The organism is Pseudomonas allokribbensis (assembly GCF_014863605.1).
GTDB lineage: Bacteria > Pseudomonadota > Gammaproteobacteria > Pseudomonadales > Pseudomonadaceae > Aquipseudomonas > Aquipseudomonas allokribbensis.
Map to the genome: position 1 here is coordinate 3961828 of NZ_CP062252.1, position 18982 is coordinate 3980809.

Here is an 18982-nt window from a genome sequence, read left to right on the forward strand (position 1 = left end):
ATCTCAGACCTCCGCCTCCAGCAATTCAAACTTCACCTGATCGGGATAGAACGCAACGTAATCCTTGATCTGGCTGACCGAAATCTTCGGATGTTCGTACGTCCACACCGCGTTCGCCCCCTCATGCCCGGGCACTTGCAGACTGAAATAATTGGCGTCGCCCTTGTACGGGCAATAACTCGTGTGGTCGGTGCGAGCGAAGTATTTTTCGTCGATGTCTTCGCGGGGGATGTAGTAGACCGGCGGGTAGTTGGCCTCGAGCAGCACCAATGCTCGGGCGGAGGCGGCGACTTGTATGCCATGGAACTTCACCAGCAGGCAGCCTGGCTGCTCGGCGATGGTGATGACGGGACTGGGACCGGAGGTTTTCATCGGTTTCTCCTGACTGCAGCGAAGGGAGCGTTTCAGGTATAACCCATGCCGCCGGATCTCGTCGGGTTCGCAGCCGAACGGTTTTCCGCCCATAAAAAAACCGCAGCCGGCGAAGGCTGCGGTTTTCCGGTTTCAGATCAGGCGACGATATCGGTCGCCACGGCCTGCCCCACAACACCCACTGCGAAGTCCACCGAACCCTGGCCCGTCAGGTCGATCATCAGGCTGGTCTGGTTGGTCTGTTCGAAGTAAGTGAGGATCGCGTCACCCGCGTGCCCGGTAAAGCCGCTGACGAAGTTCAGAGTGGCCGCCCCCGTGGCAAAACCGGCGATGCCCGACAGGTCGATCTTGTCCAGGCCACTGGTGAAATCCATGATCCAGTCCGGCGCGGTCATGGTCGAATCGCTGGCAGCGCCGAACACGAAGGTGTCTGCGCCTTCACCGCCCCACAGCGAATCACCACCGCCACCGCCGTAGATGATGTCGTTGCCGGCACCGCCAATCAGGTCGTTGGCCGCCGCGTTGCCGATCAGCAGGTCATTGCCCGAGCCGCCCACCGCGTTTTCAACGGTCACGCCATACGCGATGGAGACGTTGCCCACCAGGCCGCCGACGTCGGAGAACGAACCTTCGTTGAGGTTGATCTTCTGGTTCTGGCTGAAGCCGGAGAAGTCCAGGGTGTCGTTGCCGCCGCCGTCCCACACCGAGAACACCACTTTGGAGGTGTCCGAAGTAGCGCTGTAGTAGTCGCGGTCGGCGTTGGAGTTGAAGCCGTACACGGTGTCGTCGGCACGGGTTTCCAGGTTGGCACCGTAGAGTTTCTGCACGGCGACGATGTCGTCCAGCAACGGTGCGGAGGCGTAGGCGCCGCTGCCGTCCTTGCTGAAGTTCTGGTCGGTGTTGGCTTCGCTCCAGTAGCTCATCAGGCTGTAGCCACGGGTGTCTTCGGCGTACTTGGCGTCGCCGTAGGTCGGGTTGCCATTGCCGGCGTTGTAGGCGCCCGGGTGCGACAGGCCGAGGGTGTGGCCGATTTCGTGGGTCAGGGTCTGGCGCCCGTAGTTGTTGGTGTCCGGGGTCTTGTTGACCTGGTACTTATCGTTGATCAGATACCACGACTGGCCGTCGTAGCTGCTGCCCTGCGGCAGGTAGGCAAACGCCGCGCCGCCGGTGCTGACGTCGTAGTTGCCGAAGGTCATGTGACCGTCGCCGCCCTTGCCCTCGGTGAAAGTGACTTTGGCCACGTCCGACCACGATTGCATCGACAGGATGGCCTGGTCTTTCTGCTGAGCGCTGAACTCGCTGAAGTTGCCGAGTTTCGGGTTGTAGTTCGACGGTTTGTCGGTCAGGAACGTGTAGGTCAGATCAATCTTGCCGTCAGCGTTCTTGTCTTGCCACGACATGCCCTTGCGCAGGATTTCGTCGGCGGCCTGGTCGGCGGTGAACGACGGCTTGCCGTTGACGGTCCCGGTGCCACGGTCATACAGGTGGCTGAAAGTGTCGACCGCGGTGAAGGCGCTGGTGGCCTGAGAGGAAGGTTGAGACATGGTGTACGTCCTTGTTTCTAAATGGTCAGTGTCAGACAGAAAAACGGCGATCTTCTGGCGAGATCGTCCTGTCACTCGCCCTGTTGAGGCAGATTGAACCTGCCACAGCCGCCAAGGGGGGCGCTAATCAATTTCTCGATAGCGTCCCCGATTGCCCCGGCGACGGCTGTCATGACCGGCAATCCTTTTATCTGTATATCCATACAGATAAAAGTTGCCCCTTCGCCCGAGTCAGGCCATTCTGTGCGCCTCTTCGGGCAATGATCGACGACGGTGGTTATGCGGTTGTACCTCTGTGAAAAACCTTCCCAGGCCAAGGATATTGCGGCCGTGCTGGGCGCCAGGCGCCGAGGCGATGGCTGCTGGCTGGGAACGGACGTCACGGTGACCTGGTGCATCGGCCACTTGCTGGAAACTGCCCCGCCGGATGCCTACGACGCACGCTACAAGCGCTGGGTGCTGGCGGACCTGCCGATCATCCCGGACAAGTGGAAAATGACCGTCAAGCCGCGCACTGCCAGCCAGTACAAGGCAGTCAAACGCCTGCTCGGCGAGGCCAGCGAACTGATCATCGCCACCGACGCCGACCGCGAAGGCGAGATGATCGCCCGGGAACTGGTGGAACATTGCCGCTATCGCGGGCCGATCCGCCGCTTGTGGCTGTCGGCGCTGGACGAAGCATCGATCCGCAAGGCTTTGGCGGCTCTGAAGCCGGGCGCTGAAACCTTCAGCCTCTATCACTCGGCATTGGGGCGCTCACGAGCAGACTGGCTGATCGGGATGAACATGAGTCGCCTGTTCACCCTGCTTGGCCGGCAATCCGGCTATCAAGGCGTGTTGCCGGTGGGCCGGGTGCAGACGCCGACCCTGCGGCTGGTGGTGGATCGCGACCGCAGCATCGCTGACTTCGTGCCGGTGGCGTACTGGGCCATCGATGTGCAACTGCTGCAGGACGGCACGGCGTTCACGGCGCAATGGCGTGCGCCAAACGATGCCTGTGACGATCAGGATCGCTGCCTCAATCAGGCTCTCGCCCAGCAAGCGGCCGCCGCAATCAGCAGCGCCGCCAGCGCCCGGGTGATCAAGCTGCGCACCGAGCGCATGCGCGAAGTGGCGCCTCTGCCCTTCGATCTCGGCACCTTGCAGGAAGTCTGCTCGAAGAAGCTCGGCCTCGGCGCCCAGGAAACCCTCGACATCGCCCAGGCCCTCTACGAAACCTACAAAGTCATCACCTACCCGCGCAGCGATTGCGGCTACCTGCCCGTGAGCCAGCACAGCGAGGCGCCGGGGATTCTCGCGGCGCTGCGCCAAGCCGACCCGAGCCTCGACGCCTTGCGCGAACATCTGGAGCCACAGCGCCGCTCTCGCGCCTGGAACGACGCCAAGGTCAGCGCCCACCACGGCATCATTCCCACCGCCGCCGCGAAGAATCTCGAACGCCTGACCGGCAAGCACCGCGCGGTCTACACGCTGATTCGTGCGCGGTATCTGGCGCAGTTCCTGCCCAATCATGAATACGACCGCACTCAGGCCGATTTCGATTGCGCCGGTGAAGCCTTGCGTGCCGTCGGCAAGCAGATCATCGAGCCGGGATGGAAACGCGCACTACCGGAAGCACTGGCCCCGGCCAAGGGTCGTGAAGCCCCTGCCCCGCAAACCCTGCCGACGCTGACCCAGGGCGCCGAGTGCGCTATCGCTGACGTGAAGCTCAAAGACTTGTGGACGCAGCCACCCAAGCCCTACACCGAAGGCGATCTGATCAAGGCGATGAAAAACGTCGCCAAACTGGTAGAAGACCCGCTGCTCAAGCAAAAACTCAAGGACACCACCGGCATCGGCACCGAAGCCACCCGCGCTTCGATCATTCAAGGCCTGCTGGATCGTGGTTATCTGGTGAAAAACGGCAAGGCCCTCGCCGCCACGCCCGCCGCGTTCAGCCTGATCGACGCGGTGCCGCGAGCGATTGCCGACCCCGGCACCACGGCGATCTGGGAACAGGCGCTGGACATGGTGCAGAGCGGCGAGATGAGTCTGGAAGAGTTCGTCACCAAACAGGCCGCGTGGATGAGCAAGCAAGTGACCCGTTGTGCCGGCCTGAGCCTGACCATCAGCGGCCCGCCCCCTGCCGGCAAAGCCGCTGCACCGTGGAAGAACAAGCGCAAGACCACTCGGCGCAAAACCACCGGCACCAGCAAACGTACGACGAAACCGGCAGCCAAATAGCCCGCTGCGCGCTACTGTTTCTGCTGTGATTGTCAGGAGCCAGCGACATGTCTGTCATCGAACTGCGCGTCGCCCGGCGCGACGAACTGGACACCCTCGAAAACCTGATGCAGTTCTACACCTACGACTTCAGCGAATGGCTGCCGCTGAAGCTGGGCGGGCATGGTTTCTTCCCGATCCAGTTGAAGGACGATTACTGGCGCCAACCGGCAACCCGGCCATTCCTGATTCACGTCGACGGCGAACTGGCGGGGTTCGTGACCGTCGATGACCACCTTCTCATCGAAGGCGCCGATTACAACATCGGCTATTTCTTCGTCAGCCGGCGCTGGCGTGGCCAAGGCGTCGCGCAGTTTGTCGCCTCTGCCCTCTTGAGCCATCTGCCTGGTCAATGGCAGATTTTCCATGTCGACGCCAACCTGCCTGCGCAGCGGTTCTGGGCCAGGGTCATCCCTGAGGTGAGCGGCGGCGACTTCACTCGCCAGCAGAAAACCGTAGACGGTTATCCCTGCACGTTCTACTGCCTGCGCAGCCCTTCCCACGCTGCCTGAACGGCCCTTTTCTCATTCCATAATGACTTTGTCCGACAATATGTAGTGACTAAAAATAATCACTACAAAACCGTTGACGGCGTCGTTTTGCTTTTGCATGATGCAGACGTCTCCCCGATCGGGAGCACTGGCAACACGCTTGAGCAAGCTCGTCTGACCGCCGAGCTGTTTTTTCCGGATACACGCTGCCCACAAGGCAGATTGAAGAAGCTGACCTGGCCTGAACGTCCAGTACAAGGACGAGAAGCGCTGGCGAAAATTCTCAAGACGCTTGTGGTCGACCCTGAAAACGTCGTCAAGGAGCCTCCCGGTTTTCGCTGCTTCTCCTCGTTGTGACGCTATTGCGTAGCAGTTATTCAACACGACTACATGCAACAGATGCATGACCCCGTACTTCACACGGGCGACCGCTGACGTCCTGGTTTCGGTGCCAGGGATCAACTAACCGATGGGCTACCTGTATTAGCGAATCAACTTTGAAAGATCACCAGACTGGTCAAGGGGCAAAATCATGAATCTGAACAATCAACCAACTATCGAAGAACTGGCTCGTATGTTCGCTGCGCAAAAAGACAGCCACGACAGCCATATTCTGTGGATCAGCAAGTCGGGTCAGGTGCATATCGACTGCCTGTCGCCCCATGCTGGTGAAGACGAGTTCGACCGGAACAACCAGAACCTGCTGGCCCGCCTGAAGATGTACCGCCGCGGCCACGGCTATGTCGGCAAGAAAGCCGCGGCCGACAAGGACTTCATCGGTAATGTTCTGCAAACGCTGAAACAGGCGTGGGACTCGATGCAGAACAACAACGAAGTTCGGGTGATTGATCGGTTCTACTGAGTTCTAACTTCAATAAACAAAAGGGCCTGCTTCCGATAAGGAGCAGGCCCTTTTTTATTGATCACCCGCAATGTTCATGAACGGTTTTCCAACACCATCTCCATGAACGCCACCGCCGCCGCACTGTGATAATTGTTCTTGCGCCGCAACAACGCCGCCCCTCGTTGCGGTGCCTCACTTTCGACCCGCAACCGGCGCAACGCCCGATCCTCCGTCGCAATCGCCTCCGGCAACATGGTCGCAATCGGCGCATGCCGGATCACTTCCAGCAACGTACTCACCGAGTTCACCTCGATCTGCACCTTGGGCGTGATGCCGTGCTGACGGAAATACTCGTCAATCGACAGCCGCGTGATGAAGTCCGGCGCCAACAGAGCGAAATCCAGTTGCGCAATATCATCCGACGTCAGCACTGCAGCACTGTCATACAACGGATGTTCACGCCCGACCATCACGCCCAGCGTCTCGACAAACGCCGGAATGCATTCAATGTCCGGGCTGCGCACCGGGGTGAAGGCAATCGCGATATCCAGCGAGTCATCCGCCAGCCCGGCCTCGATGTCATCCATCGACAACTCGAAAATCTCCAGGTGAATCCCCGGATACCGCGCCACGTAATCGCGCACCAACGGCCCCACCAGATACGCCATGAAGGTCGGGGTCATGGCCAAACGCAGCGAGCCTCGGGACAGATCCTTCACGTCATGCAACGCGCGCTTGCCCGCCTCCAGCTCCACCAGCACCCGTCGTGCGCATTCGATGTAGGCCTGGCCGGCATCAGTGGGTTTGACCGAACGCGAGGTGCGGTCGAACAGATCCACACCGAGGCTTTCCTCCAACTGGCGGATCTGTTGCGACAGGGTTGGCTGCGACACGTGCAGCGCCTCGGCTGCCCGGGTGAAGCCGCCGTGATCGGCCACGGCCAGCAGGTAACGCAAATGTCGCAGCAGCATGGGGCTCTCCATCTATAGGCAGTACTTATGCTTTGCATTGTATATCGGTCTTGGACGCTATTGATCAATCGGCAGAAGATGAACCCCACACAGCAAGCCAACCCCGAAAGGAGAAACACCATGCAATCTCAAGCCTACAACGACAGCCGCATCGCCCTGACCACTCGCGCCCTGGATGCCAAGGCACAGAAAAACCTGTCGTGGCAGGACCTGGCCGACGGCACCGGCCTGAGCCTGGCCTACGTCACCGCCGCCCTCCTCGGCCAACACCCGCTGCCAAAAGCCGCCGCTGAAGTGGTCGGTGACAAGCTTGAACTGAGCGTCGAAGACGTCGCCGCCCTGCAAATCATCCCGCTGCGCGGCAGCCTCGATGGTGTGCCGACCGACCCGACCATCTACCGCTTCCACGAAATGATCCAGATCTACGGCACCACCCTGAAGGCACTGGTTCACGAACAATTCGGCGACGGCATCATCAGCGCGATCAACTTCAAGCTCGACATCAAGAAAGTCGAAGACCCTGAAGGCGGCTCCCGCGCCGTGGTCACCCTCGACGGCAAGTTCCTCCCGCTGCGTCCGTTCTGATCCATCCCGAGCCCGCACCCCGCGTGCGGGCCCGCCCAAACCTGAATTGCCAAGTCGTCACCACATCCGTCTGGAGGCTGCCCCATGCAAAAAATTCTGTTGTCCCTGGCCCTGCTCGCCGGCCTTTGCGCTCAAGCCCAGGCCAGTGAAGAAGCTGTCGCCTACCGCTACGGCATGCAACTGGACATCGCGCAGGTCGTGAGCATCACCCCGGTCGCCGACGTCTGCGGCGTAGTGCCGGTCGAGATGACCTACCTCGACAGTCACGGCGCAAAACACATTCTTCAATACAGCGAGTTCGGCACTGGCTGCTCCAACTGAGAGGACACACCATGAAAAACCTGATCGAAGGATTCCTGAAGTTCCAGAGCGAAGCCTTTCCGCAACGCACTGAACTGTTCAAATACCTGGCGACTACCCAAACCCCGGGCACCTTGTTCATCACTTGCTCCGACAGCCGTGTAATTCCGGAACTGCTGACCCAACAAGAACCCGGCGAGCTGTTCGTGATCCGCAACGCCGGCAATATCGTGCCGTCCTACAGCCCGCACCCGGGTGGAGTTTCGGCGACGGTGGAATACGCGGTGGCCGTGCTTGGCGTGACCGACATCGTGATCTGCGGCCACTCCGATTGCGGCGCCATGACTGCCATCGCCCAGTGCAAATGCATGGATCACCTGCCCGCCGTCAGCGGCTGGCTGCAACATGCCGAGTCAGCGAAAGTGGTCAACGAATCGCGGCCACACGCCAATGACGCGGCCAAGCTGAGTTCGATGGTGCGCGAAAACGTGATCGCCCAACTGGCGAACATTCAGACCCACCCGAGCGTGCGTCTGGCCCAGGAGAAAGGCCTGCTGAACCTGCACGGCTGGGTGTACGACATCGAGACCGGCTCCATCGATGCCTTGAGCGCCGACCGCCGCACCTTCGTCTCGCTGGCCGAGCAACCATCGACGTGCGCGGTGTATGGCCAAACGGTCGATGCCGCCTGAACCGAACGCCCCGCACCTGCCGGGGCGTTTGCTTTGTATCAGCGTGTAGCCAGCGCCCTGCCAGACACAGTTCCATGCACCCGCACCGGGAGGCGGACACATCAGCGATACAGCGTGCGCCTTGAATAAGCCCTGATGCTGCATCCCTCCTCCCGACACAAGGAACATTCGATGAACAAGCTGTTTGCAGGACTGGCCCTTGCCGCCGCCATGGCCGGCGCCACCTCGGCGATGGCCGCCGAGAAACCCACCGTGGTGCTGGTGCACGGAGCCTTTGCCGATTCCAGCAGCTGGAACGGTGTGGTGAAGATTCTGGAAAAGGACGGTTATCCGGTGATCGCGGCGGCCAACCCGCTGCGTACGCTCAAGGGCGATGCGCAATCAGTCGCCGACGTGCTGGCCGGAATCAAGTCGCCTGTGGTGCTGGTCGGCCACTCCTATGGCGGGCCGGTGATCAGTGAAGCCGCGTACGGCAACGCCAACGTCAAGGCGCTGGTGTATGTCGCGGCACTGGCGCCCGAAGCCGGTGAAACCGTGGCCGGACTAGCCGGCAAATTCCCCGGAAGCACCCTCGGCCCGACTCTCGCGCCGCCCGTTACCCTGAAGGATGGCGGCAAGGATCTGTACATCCAGCAGGACAAGTTCCACGACCAGTTTGCCGCCGATGTTCCGAACGCTGACGCAAAACTGATGGCCGCCACCCAGCGCCCGGTCACCGAGGCCGCGCTGAACGAGGCAGCCAGCGAGCCCGCATGGAAAACGATTCCGTCGTGGTTCGTGTACGGCGACAAGGACAAGAACATCCCGCCGCAAGCGATGGCGTTCATGGCCGAACGGGCGCACGCCAGACAGACCGTGGTGGTCAAAGGCGCGTCCCATGTGGTGATGGTGTCGAATCCGAAAACCGTGGCCAGCCTGATCGAATCCGCCGCCACCGCCAAGTGAAACAACAACGCCGCGCCTGTCATTGCGACAGGCGCGGCGTTTTGGTTTTAGCGTTTTACGCCCAGATCGACCTGGGTCATGCGGCTGCGCACGGTGAACACACCGTCTCCGGAAAGAATCGCGCTGCGGGCGAACAACCGTCCGCTCTCCCAGTTCGAAAGCCCCAGTTCCGGCTTGTTCAGCGCGTACTGGCCGTCGACCCAACGGGTAATCCCGTTGCCCACGAACGGCGCATTGACCGCGCTGTAGAAACGCTCCTGGACCGCCGCGTCCTCGCTGATCAGCGACACCGTGAACTGCGGGCTGTAGCGGTTGAACAGCGCAATGGCCTGATCCAGATCGTCGACGATCATCAGGCTGGTTTCCGGGGTTTCTTCCCATTCCCACTCGCGGCCCAGTTGCGCTTCCGGCAATGGCTCGGCCAGGGCTTCGGTCTGGTAACCCTCGGCGCGATAGACCTCGACCGTCGCGTTCTGCCAGTCGCTCGGCAGGTAGCTTTCGCTGCCTTCGACGATGTGCAATTTGCAGCCCTGACCGCGCGCGGTGCCGGCCTGCTGCAACGCGTCGAGGAACAACGGCACCAGTTCAGCGGCACGCTCGCGCTGGATCAGGCAGACGTTAAGGGTGTTGCAGACCTTGCGATCCAGCGAGTTACGTACCACAGCGGCGAAGCGTTTGGCGTCGGCATCGCGATCGGCGATCAGCCACGCGCCACCGGTGCCGTGCAGGCTGACGGCGGTGCCGGCCTGCTGGGCGATGCTGCCCAACTGGCTGACCGCACGGCCCGAACCACGGGCCACCGCCAGCGACAGACGCCGGTCGGCGAACATCGCCCAACCGGCGGCGTGGTTGACGCTCTCGACCAGCGACACCGCACCCGCCGGCAGACCGGCATCGGCGAGCGCCGGGTTCAAGGCGTGGGTGACGATGGCTTGTGCGGTGCCCAACGCATCGCTGCCAATGCGCAGCACGGCGGTGTTGCCGGTGCGCAGTACGCCAGCTGCGTCGGCGAAGACGTTCGGCCGGCCTTCGAACACAAACGCGACGATGCCCAGCGGCGACACCACTTGCTCGACCTTCCAGCCGTCGTGTTCGACGCTGCTGATAACCTTGCCGCGCGTGGCCGGCGCATCACGCCAGGCGCGCAGGCCGGCGATCATGTCGCGGCGCATGCGCTCGTCGGCGAGCAAACGAGTGGTCGAACGACCGCGTGCCTTGGCCCGTTCGATGTCAGCGAGGTTGGCGGTTTCGATCAGCGCCCAGGCGTCCGGGTTTTCCAGGCGTTGGGCAAACAGATCGAAGAAACGGCTGATGTCTTCGTCCGACACAGCAGACAACGCAGTAAACGCCGCCGCTGCACGCTCGATCGCCACCGAAGCCGCCTGCTGATCCACCACCGGAATCAGCAACAACTCGCCACTCACCTGCTCCACCAACAGGTGGTCGCCGGGTCGGAAACGCTCGGCCAGTTCGGGGCTGACCACGGTGACGCGGTTACCGGCGAAAGGGATGGGCGTGCCAGCGACGAGACGTTCGAGCGCGAGAGACATGGAGCGGATTCACCATATTGAGGGCGGCCGGAAAATGTATAGGTTGCCCTGCCTCAAAGCAACACAGGCTCAGAACACCGACCAGCCGATCCGCGAACTGAGCATTTCCAGCGCCGCCATGCCCGCCAGCGAGTTGCCCGCTGCGTTGAGTTCAGGCGACCACACGCACACCGTGAATTGCCCCGGCACTACGGCAACGATGCCGCCACCGACACCGCTCTTGCCCGGCAAACCGACACGGTAGGCGAAGTTGCCGGCCTCGTCGTACAGGCCGCTGGTGGCCATGATCGAGTTGACTTGCTGGGTCTGACGGCGAGTGAGGATCTGTTCGCCGCTGTGCTTGCAATAGCCGTCGTTGGCCAGGAAGCAGAACGCCCGGGCCAGGTCGATGCAGCTCATGCGCAACGCGCAGTGGCTGAAGTAGCTGCGCAGCACCGCTTCGACGTCGTTGTGGAAGTTGCCGAAGGACTGCATCAGGTAAGCCATCGCCGCATTGCGTGCGCGGTGCTGGTATTCGGAATCGGCGACCTTGCCGTCGACCATCACTTGGGGATTGCCCGACAGCCGTCGCACGAAGTCGCGCATCGACAAGGCCGGCGCCGCGAAGCGCGACTGGTTGATGTCGCAGATCACCAGTGCTCCGGCGTTGATGAACGGATTGCGCGGGCGGCCGCGTTCGAATTCCAGTTGCACCAGCGAGTTGAACGGCTGGCCGGACGGCTCGTGGCCCAGGCGTTCCCAGATCGCCTCGCCGGAGTGTTCGATGGCCTGCACCAGGCTGAACACCTTGGAAATACTCTGCACCGAGAACAGTGTCTCGGCATCGCCGGCGCAATACATCTCGCCGTCGTTGCCGTACACCGCGATGCCCAGTTGATCGGGCGGCACGGTGCCGAGGGCGGGAATGTAGTCAGCCACCTTGCCCTGCCCGATCAAGGGCCGGACAGCGTCAAGGATCTCGTTCAACAGCGCTTGCATGCCGGGTCTCGAAGTCTCGCCCCATGGGATTGCGGGGACACCGTGGCTAGACGCTGCGCCCGCCAGCCGAATCACACCGCGTTTGTGTATCGCACTGTATACGACGCGGCGACGGACACACCACGAGCACAAATCCCCCCGTTCGCGACACATCACCGATACAGCCCGACGTTCAAATGAACCTGTCGATCGGCAGCCCCGATCAAGCCTTTGAACTCACACATCGCATCGGAGATTCACCATGACCAAACTCTCGAAAACCTCCATGACGCTCGGCCTGCTGCTTGCCGGTGGCCTGGCCCTGTCCAACGCCGCTTCGGCATCTGAAGCGTTCAGCGTCAAGCAATTGGATCACGGCTACAGCCAGACCCAGGCCCAGGCCGACACCCCGGAAAAAACCTCGGAAGGCAAATGCGGCGAAGGTAAGTGCGGTGCCGGCGAATAACCCTCTTCACGGGGCACGCCGGTGTCCCGTTTTCCCTTGATTGAACGGAGCCATCCCATGACCACTGCTCTCTCGACGGCCATCAAAGGCCTGCACCTGAACCTCGACCGCGCAGGCCAATGGCTGGCGCCGCTGACCCTGCGCCTGTTCATCGCCTGGGAGTTTTTCGAATCGGGCCTGGAGAAATTCAACGGCCAGAACTGGTTCGAAGACATTCAGGACCGTTTCCCGTTTCCCTTCGATCACTTGCCGGCGACGCTGAACTGGGAGCTGTCGATGTGGGCCGAGCTGATCTGCGCGCTGGCGATCCTGATCGGACTCGGCACGCGGATCTCGGCCATTTCGCTGATCGTGGTGACGGTCGTCGCCACCGCCGCCGTGCACTGGCCGGCAGACTGGTCGTCGTTGAGCGAACTGGCGCAGGGCTACGCGATCACCAACAAGGGCTTCGGCAACTTCAAGCTGCCGGCGATTTACCTGGCTGCGCTGGTGCCGTTGGTGTTTGCCGGGGCCGGCAAATTGAGTGTGGATGCGTGGCTGGCGCGTTTTTTCTGGAAACGCGCCAGCCGCTGAGGATCAATGCGCCCGGTCAAGGCCCGCCAGCAACGCGCTGTCACGGCTGTAGATGTCCGGCGCGTAGAGCACGCGGCCCTTCCCGTCGACCTGTGCCGTCCAGTAAGTCATCAGGATCGGCACCGGGTTGCTCAGGCGGAATTCATGGGTAGCGCCGGTGGCGAGCAACGTGTCGGTACGGGCCCTTTCCGCCGGGCTGAGCAGGAAGTCGCGCAGTTTCATCGGATGCTCGACCCGCACACAACCGGAACTGAACGCCCGTGGCCCCTTGTCGAACAACGCCTTGCTCGGCGTGTCGTGCAGGTACACCGAGAACGGGTTGGGGAAGCGGATGACCATTTGCCCCAGCGGATTGCGCGGCCCGGCATCCTGACGCAGGAGGATATTGCCGGGGTTGTCCCAGTCGATGTCGGCGGCGGCCAGCGGCTGGCCATTGGCGTCGAGCACTTGCAGGTTCTGACGGCTGAGGAAGGTCTGATCCTTGCGGATTGCCGGCAGCTTGTCTTCTTTCCAGATGGTCGGCGGCACGGTCCAGGTCGGGTTCAGCGTCAGGCGCGTAACCCGGGATTTGAGCAGCGGCGTCTGGCGCTCGGCGCGACCGACCTGGGTGCGGGTCTGCCACACCGGCTCGCCGCCCTGGTACAGGGTCAGTTCGGCCGCAGCGACGTTGACCAGCAAACCGTCGGGCTCCATGTCCTGGGCCAGCCAGCGGAACCGTTCAAGGTTGACCCGCAACTGTTCGCGACGTGTCAGCGGGCTGATATTCATCTCGGCAATCGTTCCTGGCCCGACCACACCGTCGGCCTGCAACGAATGGTTGGCCTGGAAGCTTTTCACCGCTTCTACCAAAACACCGTGATAAGCGTTGTCCGGCGTACCGACCACACTGCTCAGATAACCTTCGCTGTACAGCCGCTTGGCCAGTTCCGGCACGCGCTTGTCTTCCATGTCCGGACGCAACAGCGGCCCGTTGCCCACCGATTGCCAGTGCGGCAAGGCTTGCAGCCGTTGCGCGGCATAGAGGTGACGCAGGTTCTGATATTGCGCCAGGTTCGGCCGCGCCAGATCGAAGGCCGCCGCCATGTCATGCATGCCCGGCACGGCGATGGCGAGCAGTTCGGCCTGACGGTCACGCGGCGTTTCGTCGGCGTGCCACAGCGGCTCGAAGTGCGATTGCAGCAGGCGACCGTAATGCAGGTCCTGCAAGGCTTGCAGGTAGTTGCGACTGATGTCGATGTCGGCGCACAGATCGCCGTCCTGCGGGACTGTTTCTGCGACCGGATAGCGCTTCGGATTGAGGCCATCGTCGGCCAGCAGCTGCAATTGCGCGTGCAATTGCGGCAATTGCCCGGCCGCCGCCCACACCGGCAGCCAGTCCTGCTGCTGATAGAACGCCTGCAACTGTTCGAGCGCCGGGCCGCCGAGACGGGCGGCAATCGCCGGGCAGGCCTGAGGCAGGCTGATCAACGCGGCCTGCAGCGGGCTTTGCGGCTCGACAGGCATTTCTGCCGGCAGCATCGGGAGTGCCGGCAGAGGCTCATCGGCACAAACGACAAACGGCGCAGCGAGCAAACAAATGCTCAAGTAGCATGCGTACTTTTTGAACAACTGCTTTACTCCAATCCATGGCCGTCTTGATTGACGGTCAACCTTACATCAGGTGCGGTGATACAGTCAGGTCCGATTCGCGGGCCTGCCGGGGACGACTGGACGTCAGGAGCCAAAGTGCCAAACATGTAACCAGTGAGGACTCACTTTAAATGTTGACGTTTTTGCGCCGACTTCTGCTGACTGCCACTGCCATCGGGCTGGTGACCAGTCAGGTTTTTGCCGCCGGCACCTCGCAGCCGGTTCTCTACAACAGCCTCGCCCACGCCGCTCCGGAACTCAATCCCCAGGCGCTGAAAGGTGCCTTGAACGCCATGCAATGCGCAATCAACAACGGCGCGAAGCAGTCCCGTCACCTGGCGATCATCGATTATTCGCAACCGTCCACCGAGCGACGCCTGTGGATCTTCGACCTGACCAAGAAAAAACTGATCCTGCGCGACCTGGTCGCCCACGGATCGATGTCCGGTGATAACTTCGCCACCCGGTTCTCCAACCGCGAAGGCAGTTTCCAGTCCAGCCTTGGACTGTTCCGCACCCAGGAAAGTTACGAAGGCACCCACGGTTATTCGTTGCGCATGGACGGTCTGGAACCGGGCGTCAACGACATGGCCCGTGACCGCGCCATTGTGATCCATGCCGCCGACTACGTGAATCTGTTCTGGAGCAAACGTACAGGCCGGCTGGGCCGCAGCCAGGGTTGCCCGGCCGTACGCCCGCAGGTTGCCAGACGCGTGATCGACAGCCTGAAGGACGGCCAGTACATGTTCTCCTGGTACCCGGACCAGCACTGGCTGAAGTCCTCGCCGTACCTCAACTGCCAGCCGCAACAGATCGCCAGCATTCTCAGCACCCACGGCAGCTGAAAATATTCGCTGTAAAAAACATCCCCTGTTCTCACAGGGGATTTGTGTTTTCAGGGTTTCATTACAGCTTTGTCATTGAGTTGTCGGTTTGCCGAGCGGATCGCTCGGTAGCCTGAAGTTGTTCCGGCACCACTGCCGATCCACTTCACCGACACGAGTGACTCATCATGAAAACCCTGATCCTTGCCTTCACCGCCCTCCTCGCCACTGGCACCGTGTTCGCCGCCGAAATGCCGGACAACACGGTCATTCACGACACCAACGGCTTCTACGTGCACCTGGATGTCGACAAAGTCCTCTCCAGCACCGATATTTCCCAAGCCTGCGGCGTCATTCCCGCACGACTCAACTACCTCGACCACCAGGGCCGCGAACATGTGCTGGACTATCAAGTGCAAGGCAGCGGTTGCACCAACTGACCAGTGAGGCGCAGTGCCCATGAATATCCTTGTCGTCGAAGACGAACCCAAGGCCGGCAATTACCTGCTCAACGGCTTGCAGGAACTGGGTTACAACGTAAGCCTGGCCCGTGACGGCGCCGACGGTCTGCACCTGGCGCTGGAACACGACTTCGACGTGATCGTGCTGGACGTGATGATGCCCAAAATGGATGGCTGGGAAGTTCTGCGCCGGCTGCGCAAGGAAGCCGACACGCCGGTGCTGTTCCTCACCGCCCGCGACGACATCGCGGATCGGGTCAAAGGCCTGGAACTGGGCGCCGACGACTACCTGATCAAACCGTTTTCCTTCGCCGAACTGGTGGCGCGCCTGCGCACCCTGACCCGGCGCGGGCCGATCCATGAAGAAGAGCAATTGCAGGTGGCCGACTTGCAGATCGACGTGCTCAAACGCCGGGTCACCCGCGCCGGCAGCCGGATCACCCTGACCAACAAGGAATTCGCCTTGCTGCAACTGTTCGCCACCCACACCGGCCAGGTGCTGTCGCGTTCGCTGATCGCCTCGCGGGTGTGGGACATGAACTTCGACAGCGACACCAATGTGGTCGATGTCGCCGTACGCCGCCTGCGGGCGAAGATCGACGACCCGTTCCCGCTCAAGCTGATCCACAGCGTGCGCGGCATCGGCTACCGCTTCGACACCCAGCCATGAAAGTCACCGGCACTTACTCCCTGACCTTGCGTCTGGCGCTGGTGTTCGCGGTGCTCGCCTTTGCTGCGCTGGCAGGCCTGGGCGCGGCGCTTTACAACCAGCTGGAAGAACAACTGACCCGCCGCGACGACATCCAGTTGGTCAGCCGCATCGATCAGTTGCGCACCATCCTCAACGACAGCAACACCCTGGAGTTGATCAAGAACAAACCGGCGCTGTTTCAGAACATGCTGGGCAACCGCGAAGCGCTGTTGACCATCGGCGCGCCGGGGCAACCGCCCTTGTTCGTGGTCAACCCCAGCGACCTGGCACTGCCGAGTGTGCCCGCCGTGCCGGTCGACCATGTAATGGCCCTCAACGACGTGCAGCATTTGCCGAGCATCAACGGAGTGCCGTTCTCGGCGGTGGCAGCCAGTATCGACTCCGGCGACCAGGGCAATCTGCAAGTGCTGATCGGCAAGGTGATGAGCGAACGCACGGCGATGCTCGCCAACTACCGACTCAGCGTGTACGGCCTGGCGTCATTGGCAGCAATTGTCCTGGCGCTGGTGGGCTGCCTGCTGGTGTATCGCGGCCTGCTGCCGTTGCGGCGGATTGCCCGGCATGCCCACGGGATCGGCATCGCCAACCTCGGCGAACGTCTCGACCGCCACGGCACGCCCCGGGAATTGCAGCCGATGATCGAAGCCTTCAATGCGATGCTGGACCGGCTCGACCGAGGTGTTGCGCAACTGAGCCAGGTCTCCACCGACATGGCCCACGAACTGCGCACGCCGATCAACAATTTGCTCGGTGAAACCCAGGTCGCCCTGCAACAGCACCGTAGCGTCGACGCCTATCAACAGCTGCTCGCCTCTAACGTCGAAGAACTCGAACGGCTGGCGCGGATGCTCGACAACATGCTGTTTCTCGCCCGCACCGACCCGGCCAGTGCCTTGAGCCAGCGTCAGGAGCTGGACGCCTGCGATGAGATGCAGCGCATCGCCGATTACTTCGAAGGATTGGCGGCGGATGTCGGCATCAGCATCGAGGCCCGAGGCAGCGGCGTGATCTGGGCCGAACCGATGTTGCTGCGTCGGGCCCTGGCCAATCTGTGCGCCAACGCGATCAAGTACGGCGCAGCGGATTCGACGATGCAGGTTGAGGCCATTGCCGAATCGGACGGCAGCTATCTGCGGGTGCGCAATCAGGGCGCGACGATTCCTGCCGAACATCTGTCGCGGCTGTTCGAACGTTTCTACCGCGCCGACCCGTCCCGTGAGCGTTCGGCCCAATCCAACGGTCTGGGTCTGTCGATCGTGGCGACCATCATGCAATTGCATCAGGGCCGCTACAGCGTCAGCAGCGCTGATGGTGTCACCTGCTTTGAGCTGTTTTTTCCAGCCCGGGAGACGCGAGACGCAGGTGTGTGAGGGCTCCGAGCGCAAGCGCCGCGACCATCAACGCCGTGGCAACGCCGAAGGTCATGTGCAATCCGCCAGCGATAACCGCCGCTGACGCCTGAGTCGGATCGTCCGTGGCCAGGGCAAACACCGCGCCCATCGCCGCCGCCCCGGTGATCAAGCCCAGATTGCGCGCCAGCCCGAGCATGGCCGAGACCACCCCGCGCTGATCCTGAGCGACGCCGGACATCAACCCGGTGTTGTTGGCGGCCTGGAACAGCGCATAACTCAAGGCCACCAGCGTTATCGGCAACACATATGCAAACACCCCGAAACTCATCGGCAACAACGCCAACAGTCCGCAACCGCAGGCCAGTCCGAGCAGCGCACCCGGCACCATCCGCCGCGCACCGAAACGATCCACCAGACGCCCCGCCGGTACACCGCTGAACGCCGCCAACAGTGGCCCGATCGACAACACCAAGCCGACCTGAGTGCTGGAAAGGCTCAGTCCTCGGCTCAAGTAAAACGGCCCGACCACCAGTGTGGTCATCATGACCGTCGTCACCAGTAACGTCAGCGCCAGACTGCTGCTTATTCGTGTGTCGGTGAACAATGACAGGTGAATCAGCGGCGCCTTGCTCTTCATCTCGACAAGGACGAACAACCCCACGCCCAACAGACTGAGCAACAGCAACGACCGGGTGAACCCTTCAATCGTCATCGCCAGTGCATAGGCCGCCAGCGTCAACATCAGCACGGCGGTGCCCGGATAATCAAACGCAACAGGCGAGCGTACGGTTCGATTCTTCGGCAGATAGCGATACACCAGCCATGCATTGAGCAACCCCAATGGCACGTTGATCACAAAGATCGACTGCCAGCCGACATGCGCCATCAACAGCCCACCGAGCGACGGCCCGAGGGTGGTGCCGGTGGCCGACATGGTAGCCAGCAACCCCATTGCACTGCCGGCCCGGGATTTGGGCACCGCATCGGCTACCAACGCCACCGTCAACGCGAACATGATCGCTGCACCCAGGCCTTGCACCGCTCGCGCACCGATCAGCCAGGCAAGGCTCGGCGCCAGTGCGCAAGCCAGCGAAGCGGCGGTAAAAATGCCGATGCCGATCAACAGCAAGCGCCGCCGACCGAAGCCGTCACCCAGCCGCCCGACACTGACAATCAACGTGGTGACCGCCAGCAGATAGGCCAGCACGATCCACTGCACTTGTTGAAACGTCGCATCGAACGCCGCCGCCAACGTGGGCAATCCGGCGTTGGCAATGCTGGTGTCCAGCGATGGCATCAACATCGACAGCGCCAGACTGGTCAACGCCCAGCGGGCTGAAGGGCTCAGGGGTTCTCGGTGCATGGGGGGCTCACAGGGCAAAGGTCATGGGACATAGCCTGAGCCTCGACAATACAAGGCGCAAGACGCATGCTTTGCACTTGATACCTGCA

At 61.8% G+C, this 18982-nt stretch carries 21 protein-coding genes; 14 read left to right on the plus strand and 7 right to left on the minus strand.

Annotated features, from left to right (window positions below; translation table 11 throughout):
• Positions 1 to 3: 3 nt before the first annotated feature.
• A complete protein-coding gene (locus IF199_RS17985; RefSeq protein ID WP_096820174.1) occupies positions 4 to 372 on the minus strand; it encodes a DUF427 domain-containing protein in 369 nt (122 codons plus the stop codon).
• 137 nt (positions 373 to 509) lie between these two features.
• Positions 510 to 1916, minus strand: a complete 1407-nt coding sequence (locus IF199_RS17990; RefSeq protein WP_192558289.1) for a serralysin family metalloprotease — start codon at positions 1914 to 1916, stop codon at positions 510 to 512.
• Between the two features lie 279 nt (positions 1917 to 2195).
• On the opposite strand from IF199_RS17990, the gene IF199_RS17995 reads away from it, so the two are divergent.
• The 4 genes from IF199_RS17995 to IF199_RS18010 all read left to right on the plus strand — a co-directional run bounded on the left by IF199_RS17995 (position 2196) and on the right by IF199_RS18010 (position 5531).
• Entirely contained in the window at positions 2196 to 4139 is a 1944-nt protein-coding gene (locus IF199_RS17995) for a DNA topoisomerase III (RefSeq protein ID WP_192558290.1), read from the plus strand.
• A gap of 47 nt (positions 4140 to 4186) precedes the next feature.
• Positions 4187 to 4690 carry a GNAT family N-acetyltransferase gene (locus IF199_RS18000; RefSeq protein ID WP_096820177.1) on the plus strand — a complete coding sequence of 168 codons (504 nt, stop codon included), beginning with the start codon at positions 4187 to 4189 and terminating at the stop codon, positions 4688 to 4690.
• 45 nt (positions 4691 to 4735) lie between these two features.
• Positions 4736 to 5026: a hypothetical protein gene (locus tag IF199_RS18005; RefSeq protein ID WP_176504837.1), complete on the plus strand. Its 291-nt coding sequence runs from the start codon at positions 4736 to 4738 to the stop codon at positions 5024 to 5026.
• A 175-nt stretch (positions 5027 to 5201) separates the two neighbouring features.
• The gene (locus IF199_RS18010) at positions 5202 to 5531 is read left to right on the plus strand and encodes a hypothetical protein (protein WP_096820179.1); all 330 of its coding nucleotides are present in this window, start codon (positions 5202 to 5204) and stop codon (positions 5529 to 5531) included.
• 74 nt (positions 5532 to 5605) lie between these two features.
• Here IF199_RS18010 and cynR read toward each other — a convergent pair whose 3' ends face one another.
• Positions 5606 to 6484, minus strand: a complete 879-nt coding sequence (gene cynR / locus IF199_RS18015) for a transcriptional regulator CynR (RefSeq protein WP_192558291.1) — start codon at positions 6482 to 6484, stop codon at positions 5606 to 5608.
• A gap of 120 nt (positions 6485 to 6604) precedes the next feature.
• On the opposite strand from cynR, the gene cynS reads away from it, so the two are divergent.
• From cynS to IF199_RS18035, 4 genes are all read left to right on the plus strand, one after another.
• A complete protein-coding gene (cynS, locus tag IF199_RS18020) occupies positions 6605 to 7069 on the plus strand; it encodes a cyanase (protein WP_192558292.1) in 465 nt (154 codons plus the stop codon).
• 84 nt (positions 7070 to 7153) lie between these two features.
• Positions 7154 to 7390, plus strand: coding sequence for a DUF2790 domain-containing protein (locus IF199_RS18025; RefSeq protein WP_096820181.1), 237 nt, complete (start codon positions 7154 to 7156; stop codon positions 7388 to 7390).
• Positions 7391 to 7401: 11 nt separating this feature from the next.
• The gene (locus IF199_RS18030; RefSeq protein WP_096820182.1) at positions 7402 to 8061 is read left to right on the plus strand and encodes a carbonic anhydrase; all 660 of its coding nucleotides are present in this window, start codon (positions 7402 to 7404) and stop codon (positions 8059 to 8061) included.
• A 171-nt stretch (positions 8062 to 8232) separates the two neighbouring features.
• On the plus strand, positions 8233 to 9006 hold the full coding sequence (locus IF199_RS18035; protein ID WP_192558293.1) for an alpha/beta fold hydrolase: 774 nt from the start codon (positions 8233 to 8235) through the stop codon (positions 9004 to 9006).
• Between the two features lie 47 nt (positions 9007 to 9053).
• Here IF199_RS18035 and IF199_RS18040 read toward each other — a convergent pair whose 3' ends face one another.
• Together IF199_RS18040 and glsB are read right to left on the minus strand one after the other, a co-directional pair.
• Positions 9054 to 10556 (minus strand): aldehyde dehydrogenase family protein, encoded by a 1503-nt coding sequence (locus tag IF199_RS18040; protein WP_192558294.1) that lies wholly within the window; start codon positions 10554 to 10556, stop codon positions 9054 to 9056.
• A 69-nt stretch (positions 10557 to 10625) separates the two neighbouring features.
• A complete protein-coding gene (glsB, locus tag IF199_RS18045; RefSeq protein WP_085711458.1) occupies positions 10626 to 11534 on the minus strand; it encodes a glutaminase B in 909 nt (302 codons plus the stop codon).
• A gap of 241 nt (positions 11535 to 11775) precedes the next feature.
• Here glsB and IF199_RS18050 point away from each other — a divergent pair, with 241 nt between their 5' ends.
• Positions 11776 to 11979 (plus strand): HvfA family oxazolone/thioamide-modified RiPP metallophore, encoded by a 204-nt coding sequence (locus IF199_RS18050; RefSeq protein WP_192558295.1) that lies wholly within the window; start codon positions 11776 to 11778, stop codon positions 11977 to 11979.
• A gap of 57 nt (positions 11980 to 12036) precedes the next feature.
• Positions 12037 to 12552 carry an HvfX family Cu-binding RiPP maturation protein gene (locus IF199_RS18055; RefSeq protein ID WP_192558296.1) on the plus strand — a complete coding sequence of 172 codons (516 nt, stop codon included), beginning with the start codon at positions 12037 to 12039 and terminating at the stop codon, positions 12550 to 12552.
• Positions 12553 to 12555: 3 nt separating this feature from the next.
• On the opposite strand, the gene IF199_RS18060 is transcribed toward IF199_RS18055, so the two are convergent.
• Positions 12556 to 14160 (minus strand): L,D-transpeptidase family protein, encoded by a 1605-nt coding sequence (locus IF199_RS18060; RefSeq protein ID WP_192558297.1) that lies wholly within the window; start codon positions 14158 to 14160, stop codon positions 12556 to 12558.
• A 152-nt stretch (positions 14161 to 14312) separates the two neighbouring features.
• Between IF199_RS18060 and IF199_RS18065 the strand changes: the two genes are divergently transcribed.
• The 4 genes from IF199_RS18065 (at position 14313) to IF199_RS18080 (ending at position 17548) form a co-directional block, all read left to right on the plus strand.
• Positions 14313 to 15026 (plus strand): murein L,D-transpeptidase catalytic domain family protein, encoded by a 714-nt coding sequence (locus IF199_RS18065; RefSeq protein WP_096820189.1) that lies wholly within the window; start codon positions 14313 to 14315, stop codon positions 15024 to 15026.
• Between the two features lie 167 nt (positions 15027 to 15193).
• Positions 15194 to 15445, plus strand: coding sequence for a DUF2790 domain-containing protein (locus IF199_RS18070; RefSeq protein WP_085711463.1), 252 nt, complete (start codon positions 15194 to 15196; stop codon positions 15443 to 15445).
• A 19-nt stretch (positions 15446 to 15464) separates the two neighbouring features.
• Positions 15465 to 16136, plus strand: a complete 672-nt coding sequence (locus tag IF199_RS18075; RefSeq protein WP_085732003.1) for a heavy metal response regulator transcription factor — start codon at positions 15465 to 15467, stop codon at positions 16134 to 16136.
• Positions 16133 to 17548 carry a heavy metal sensor histidine kinase gene (locus IF199_RS18080; protein ID WP_192558298.1) on the plus strand — a complete coding sequence of 472 codons (1416 nt, stop codon included), beginning with the start codon at positions 16133 to 16135 and terminating at the stop codon, positions 17546 to 17548. Before IF199_RS18075 ends, IF199_RS18080 begins: the two co-directional genes overlap by 4 nt.
• Here IF199_RS18080 and IF199_RS18085 read toward each other — a convergent pair.
• On the minus strand, positions 17493 to 18893 hold the full coding sequence (locus tag IF199_RS18085) for an MFS transporter (protein ID WP_192558299.1): 1401 nt from the start codon (positions 18891 to 18893) through the stop codon (positions 17493 to 17495). The two genes, IF199_RS18080 and IF199_RS18085, sit on opposite strands and share 56 nt — an antisense overlap.
• Positions 18894 to 18982 lie beyond the last annotated feature (89 nt).

Coding starts and splice junctions, on each gene's coding strand:
- cynS (WP_192558292.1), top strand. CDS start 6,605: ATGCAATCTCAAGCCTACAACGACAGCCGCATCGCCCTGACCACTCGC.
- IF199_RS18040 (WP_192558294.1), bottom strand. CDS start 10,556: ATGTCTCTCGCGCTCGAACGTCTCGTCGCTGGCACGCCCATCCCTTTC.
- IF199_RS18000 (WP_096820177.1), top strand. CDS start 4,187: ATGTCTGTCATCGAACTGCGCGTCGCCCGGCGCGACGAACTGGACACC.
- IF199_RS18025 (WP_096820181.1), top strand. CDS start 7,154: ATGCAAAAAATTCTGTTGTCCCTGGCCCTGCTCGCCGGCCTTTGCGCT.
- cynR (WP_192558291.1), bottom strand. CDS start 6,484: ATGCTGCTGCGACATTTGCGTTACCTGCTGGCCGTGGCCGATCACGGC.
- IF199_RS18010 (WP_096820179.1), top strand. CDS start 5,202: ATGAATCTGAACAATCAACCAACTATCGAAGAACTGGCTCGTATGTTC.
- IF199_RS18030 (WP_096820182.1), top strand. CDS start 7,402: ATGAAAAACCTGATCGAAGGATTCCTGAAGTTCCAGAGCGAAGCCTTT.
- IF199_RS18055 (WP_192558296.1), top strand. CDS start 12,037: ATGACCACTGCTCTCTCGACGGCCATCAAAGGCCTGCACCTGAACCTC.
- IF199_RS18070 (WP_085711463.1), top strand. CDS start 15,194: ATGAAAACCCTGATCCTTGCCTTCACCGCCCTCCTCGCCACTGGCACC.
- IF199_RS18075 (WP_085732003.1), top strand. CDS start 15,465: ATGAATATCCTTGTCGTCGAAGACGAACCCAAGGCCGGCAATTACCTG.
- IF199_RS18080 (WP_192558298.1), top strand. CDS start 16,133: ATGAAAGTCACCGGCACTTACTCCCTGACCTTGCGTCTGGCGCTGGTG.
- IF199_RS17995 (WP_192558290.1), top strand. CDS start 2,196: ATGCGGTTGTACCTCTGTGAAAAACCTTCCCAGGCCAAGGATATTGCG.
- IF199_RS17990 (WP_192558289.1), bottom strand. CDS start 1,916: ATGTCTCAACCTTCCTCTCAGGCCACCAGCGCCTTCACCGCGGTCGAC.
- IF199_RS18065 (WP_096820189.1), top strand. CDS start 14,313: ATGTTGACGTTTTTGCGCCGACTTCTGCTGACTGCCACTGCCATCGGG.
- IF199_RS17985 (WP_096820174.1), bottom strand. CDS start 372: ATGAAAACCTCCGGTCCCAGTCCCGTCATCACCATCGCCGAGCAGCCA.
- IF199_RS18085 (WP_192558299.1), bottom strand. CDS start 18,893: ATGCACCGAGAACCCCTGAGCCCTTCAGCCCGCTGGGCGTTGACCAGT.
- IF199_RS18050 (WP_192558295.1), top strand. CDS start 11,776: ATGACCAAACTCTCGAAAACCTCCATGACGCTCGGCCTGCTGCTTGCC.
- IF199_RS18035 (WP_192558293.1), top strand. CDS start 8,233: ATGAACAAGCTGTTTGCAGGACTGGCCCTTGCCGCCGCCATGGCCGGC.
- glsB (WP_085711458.1), bottom strand. CDS start 11,534: ATGCAAGCGCTGTTGAACGAGATCCTTGACGCTGTCCGGCCCTTGATC.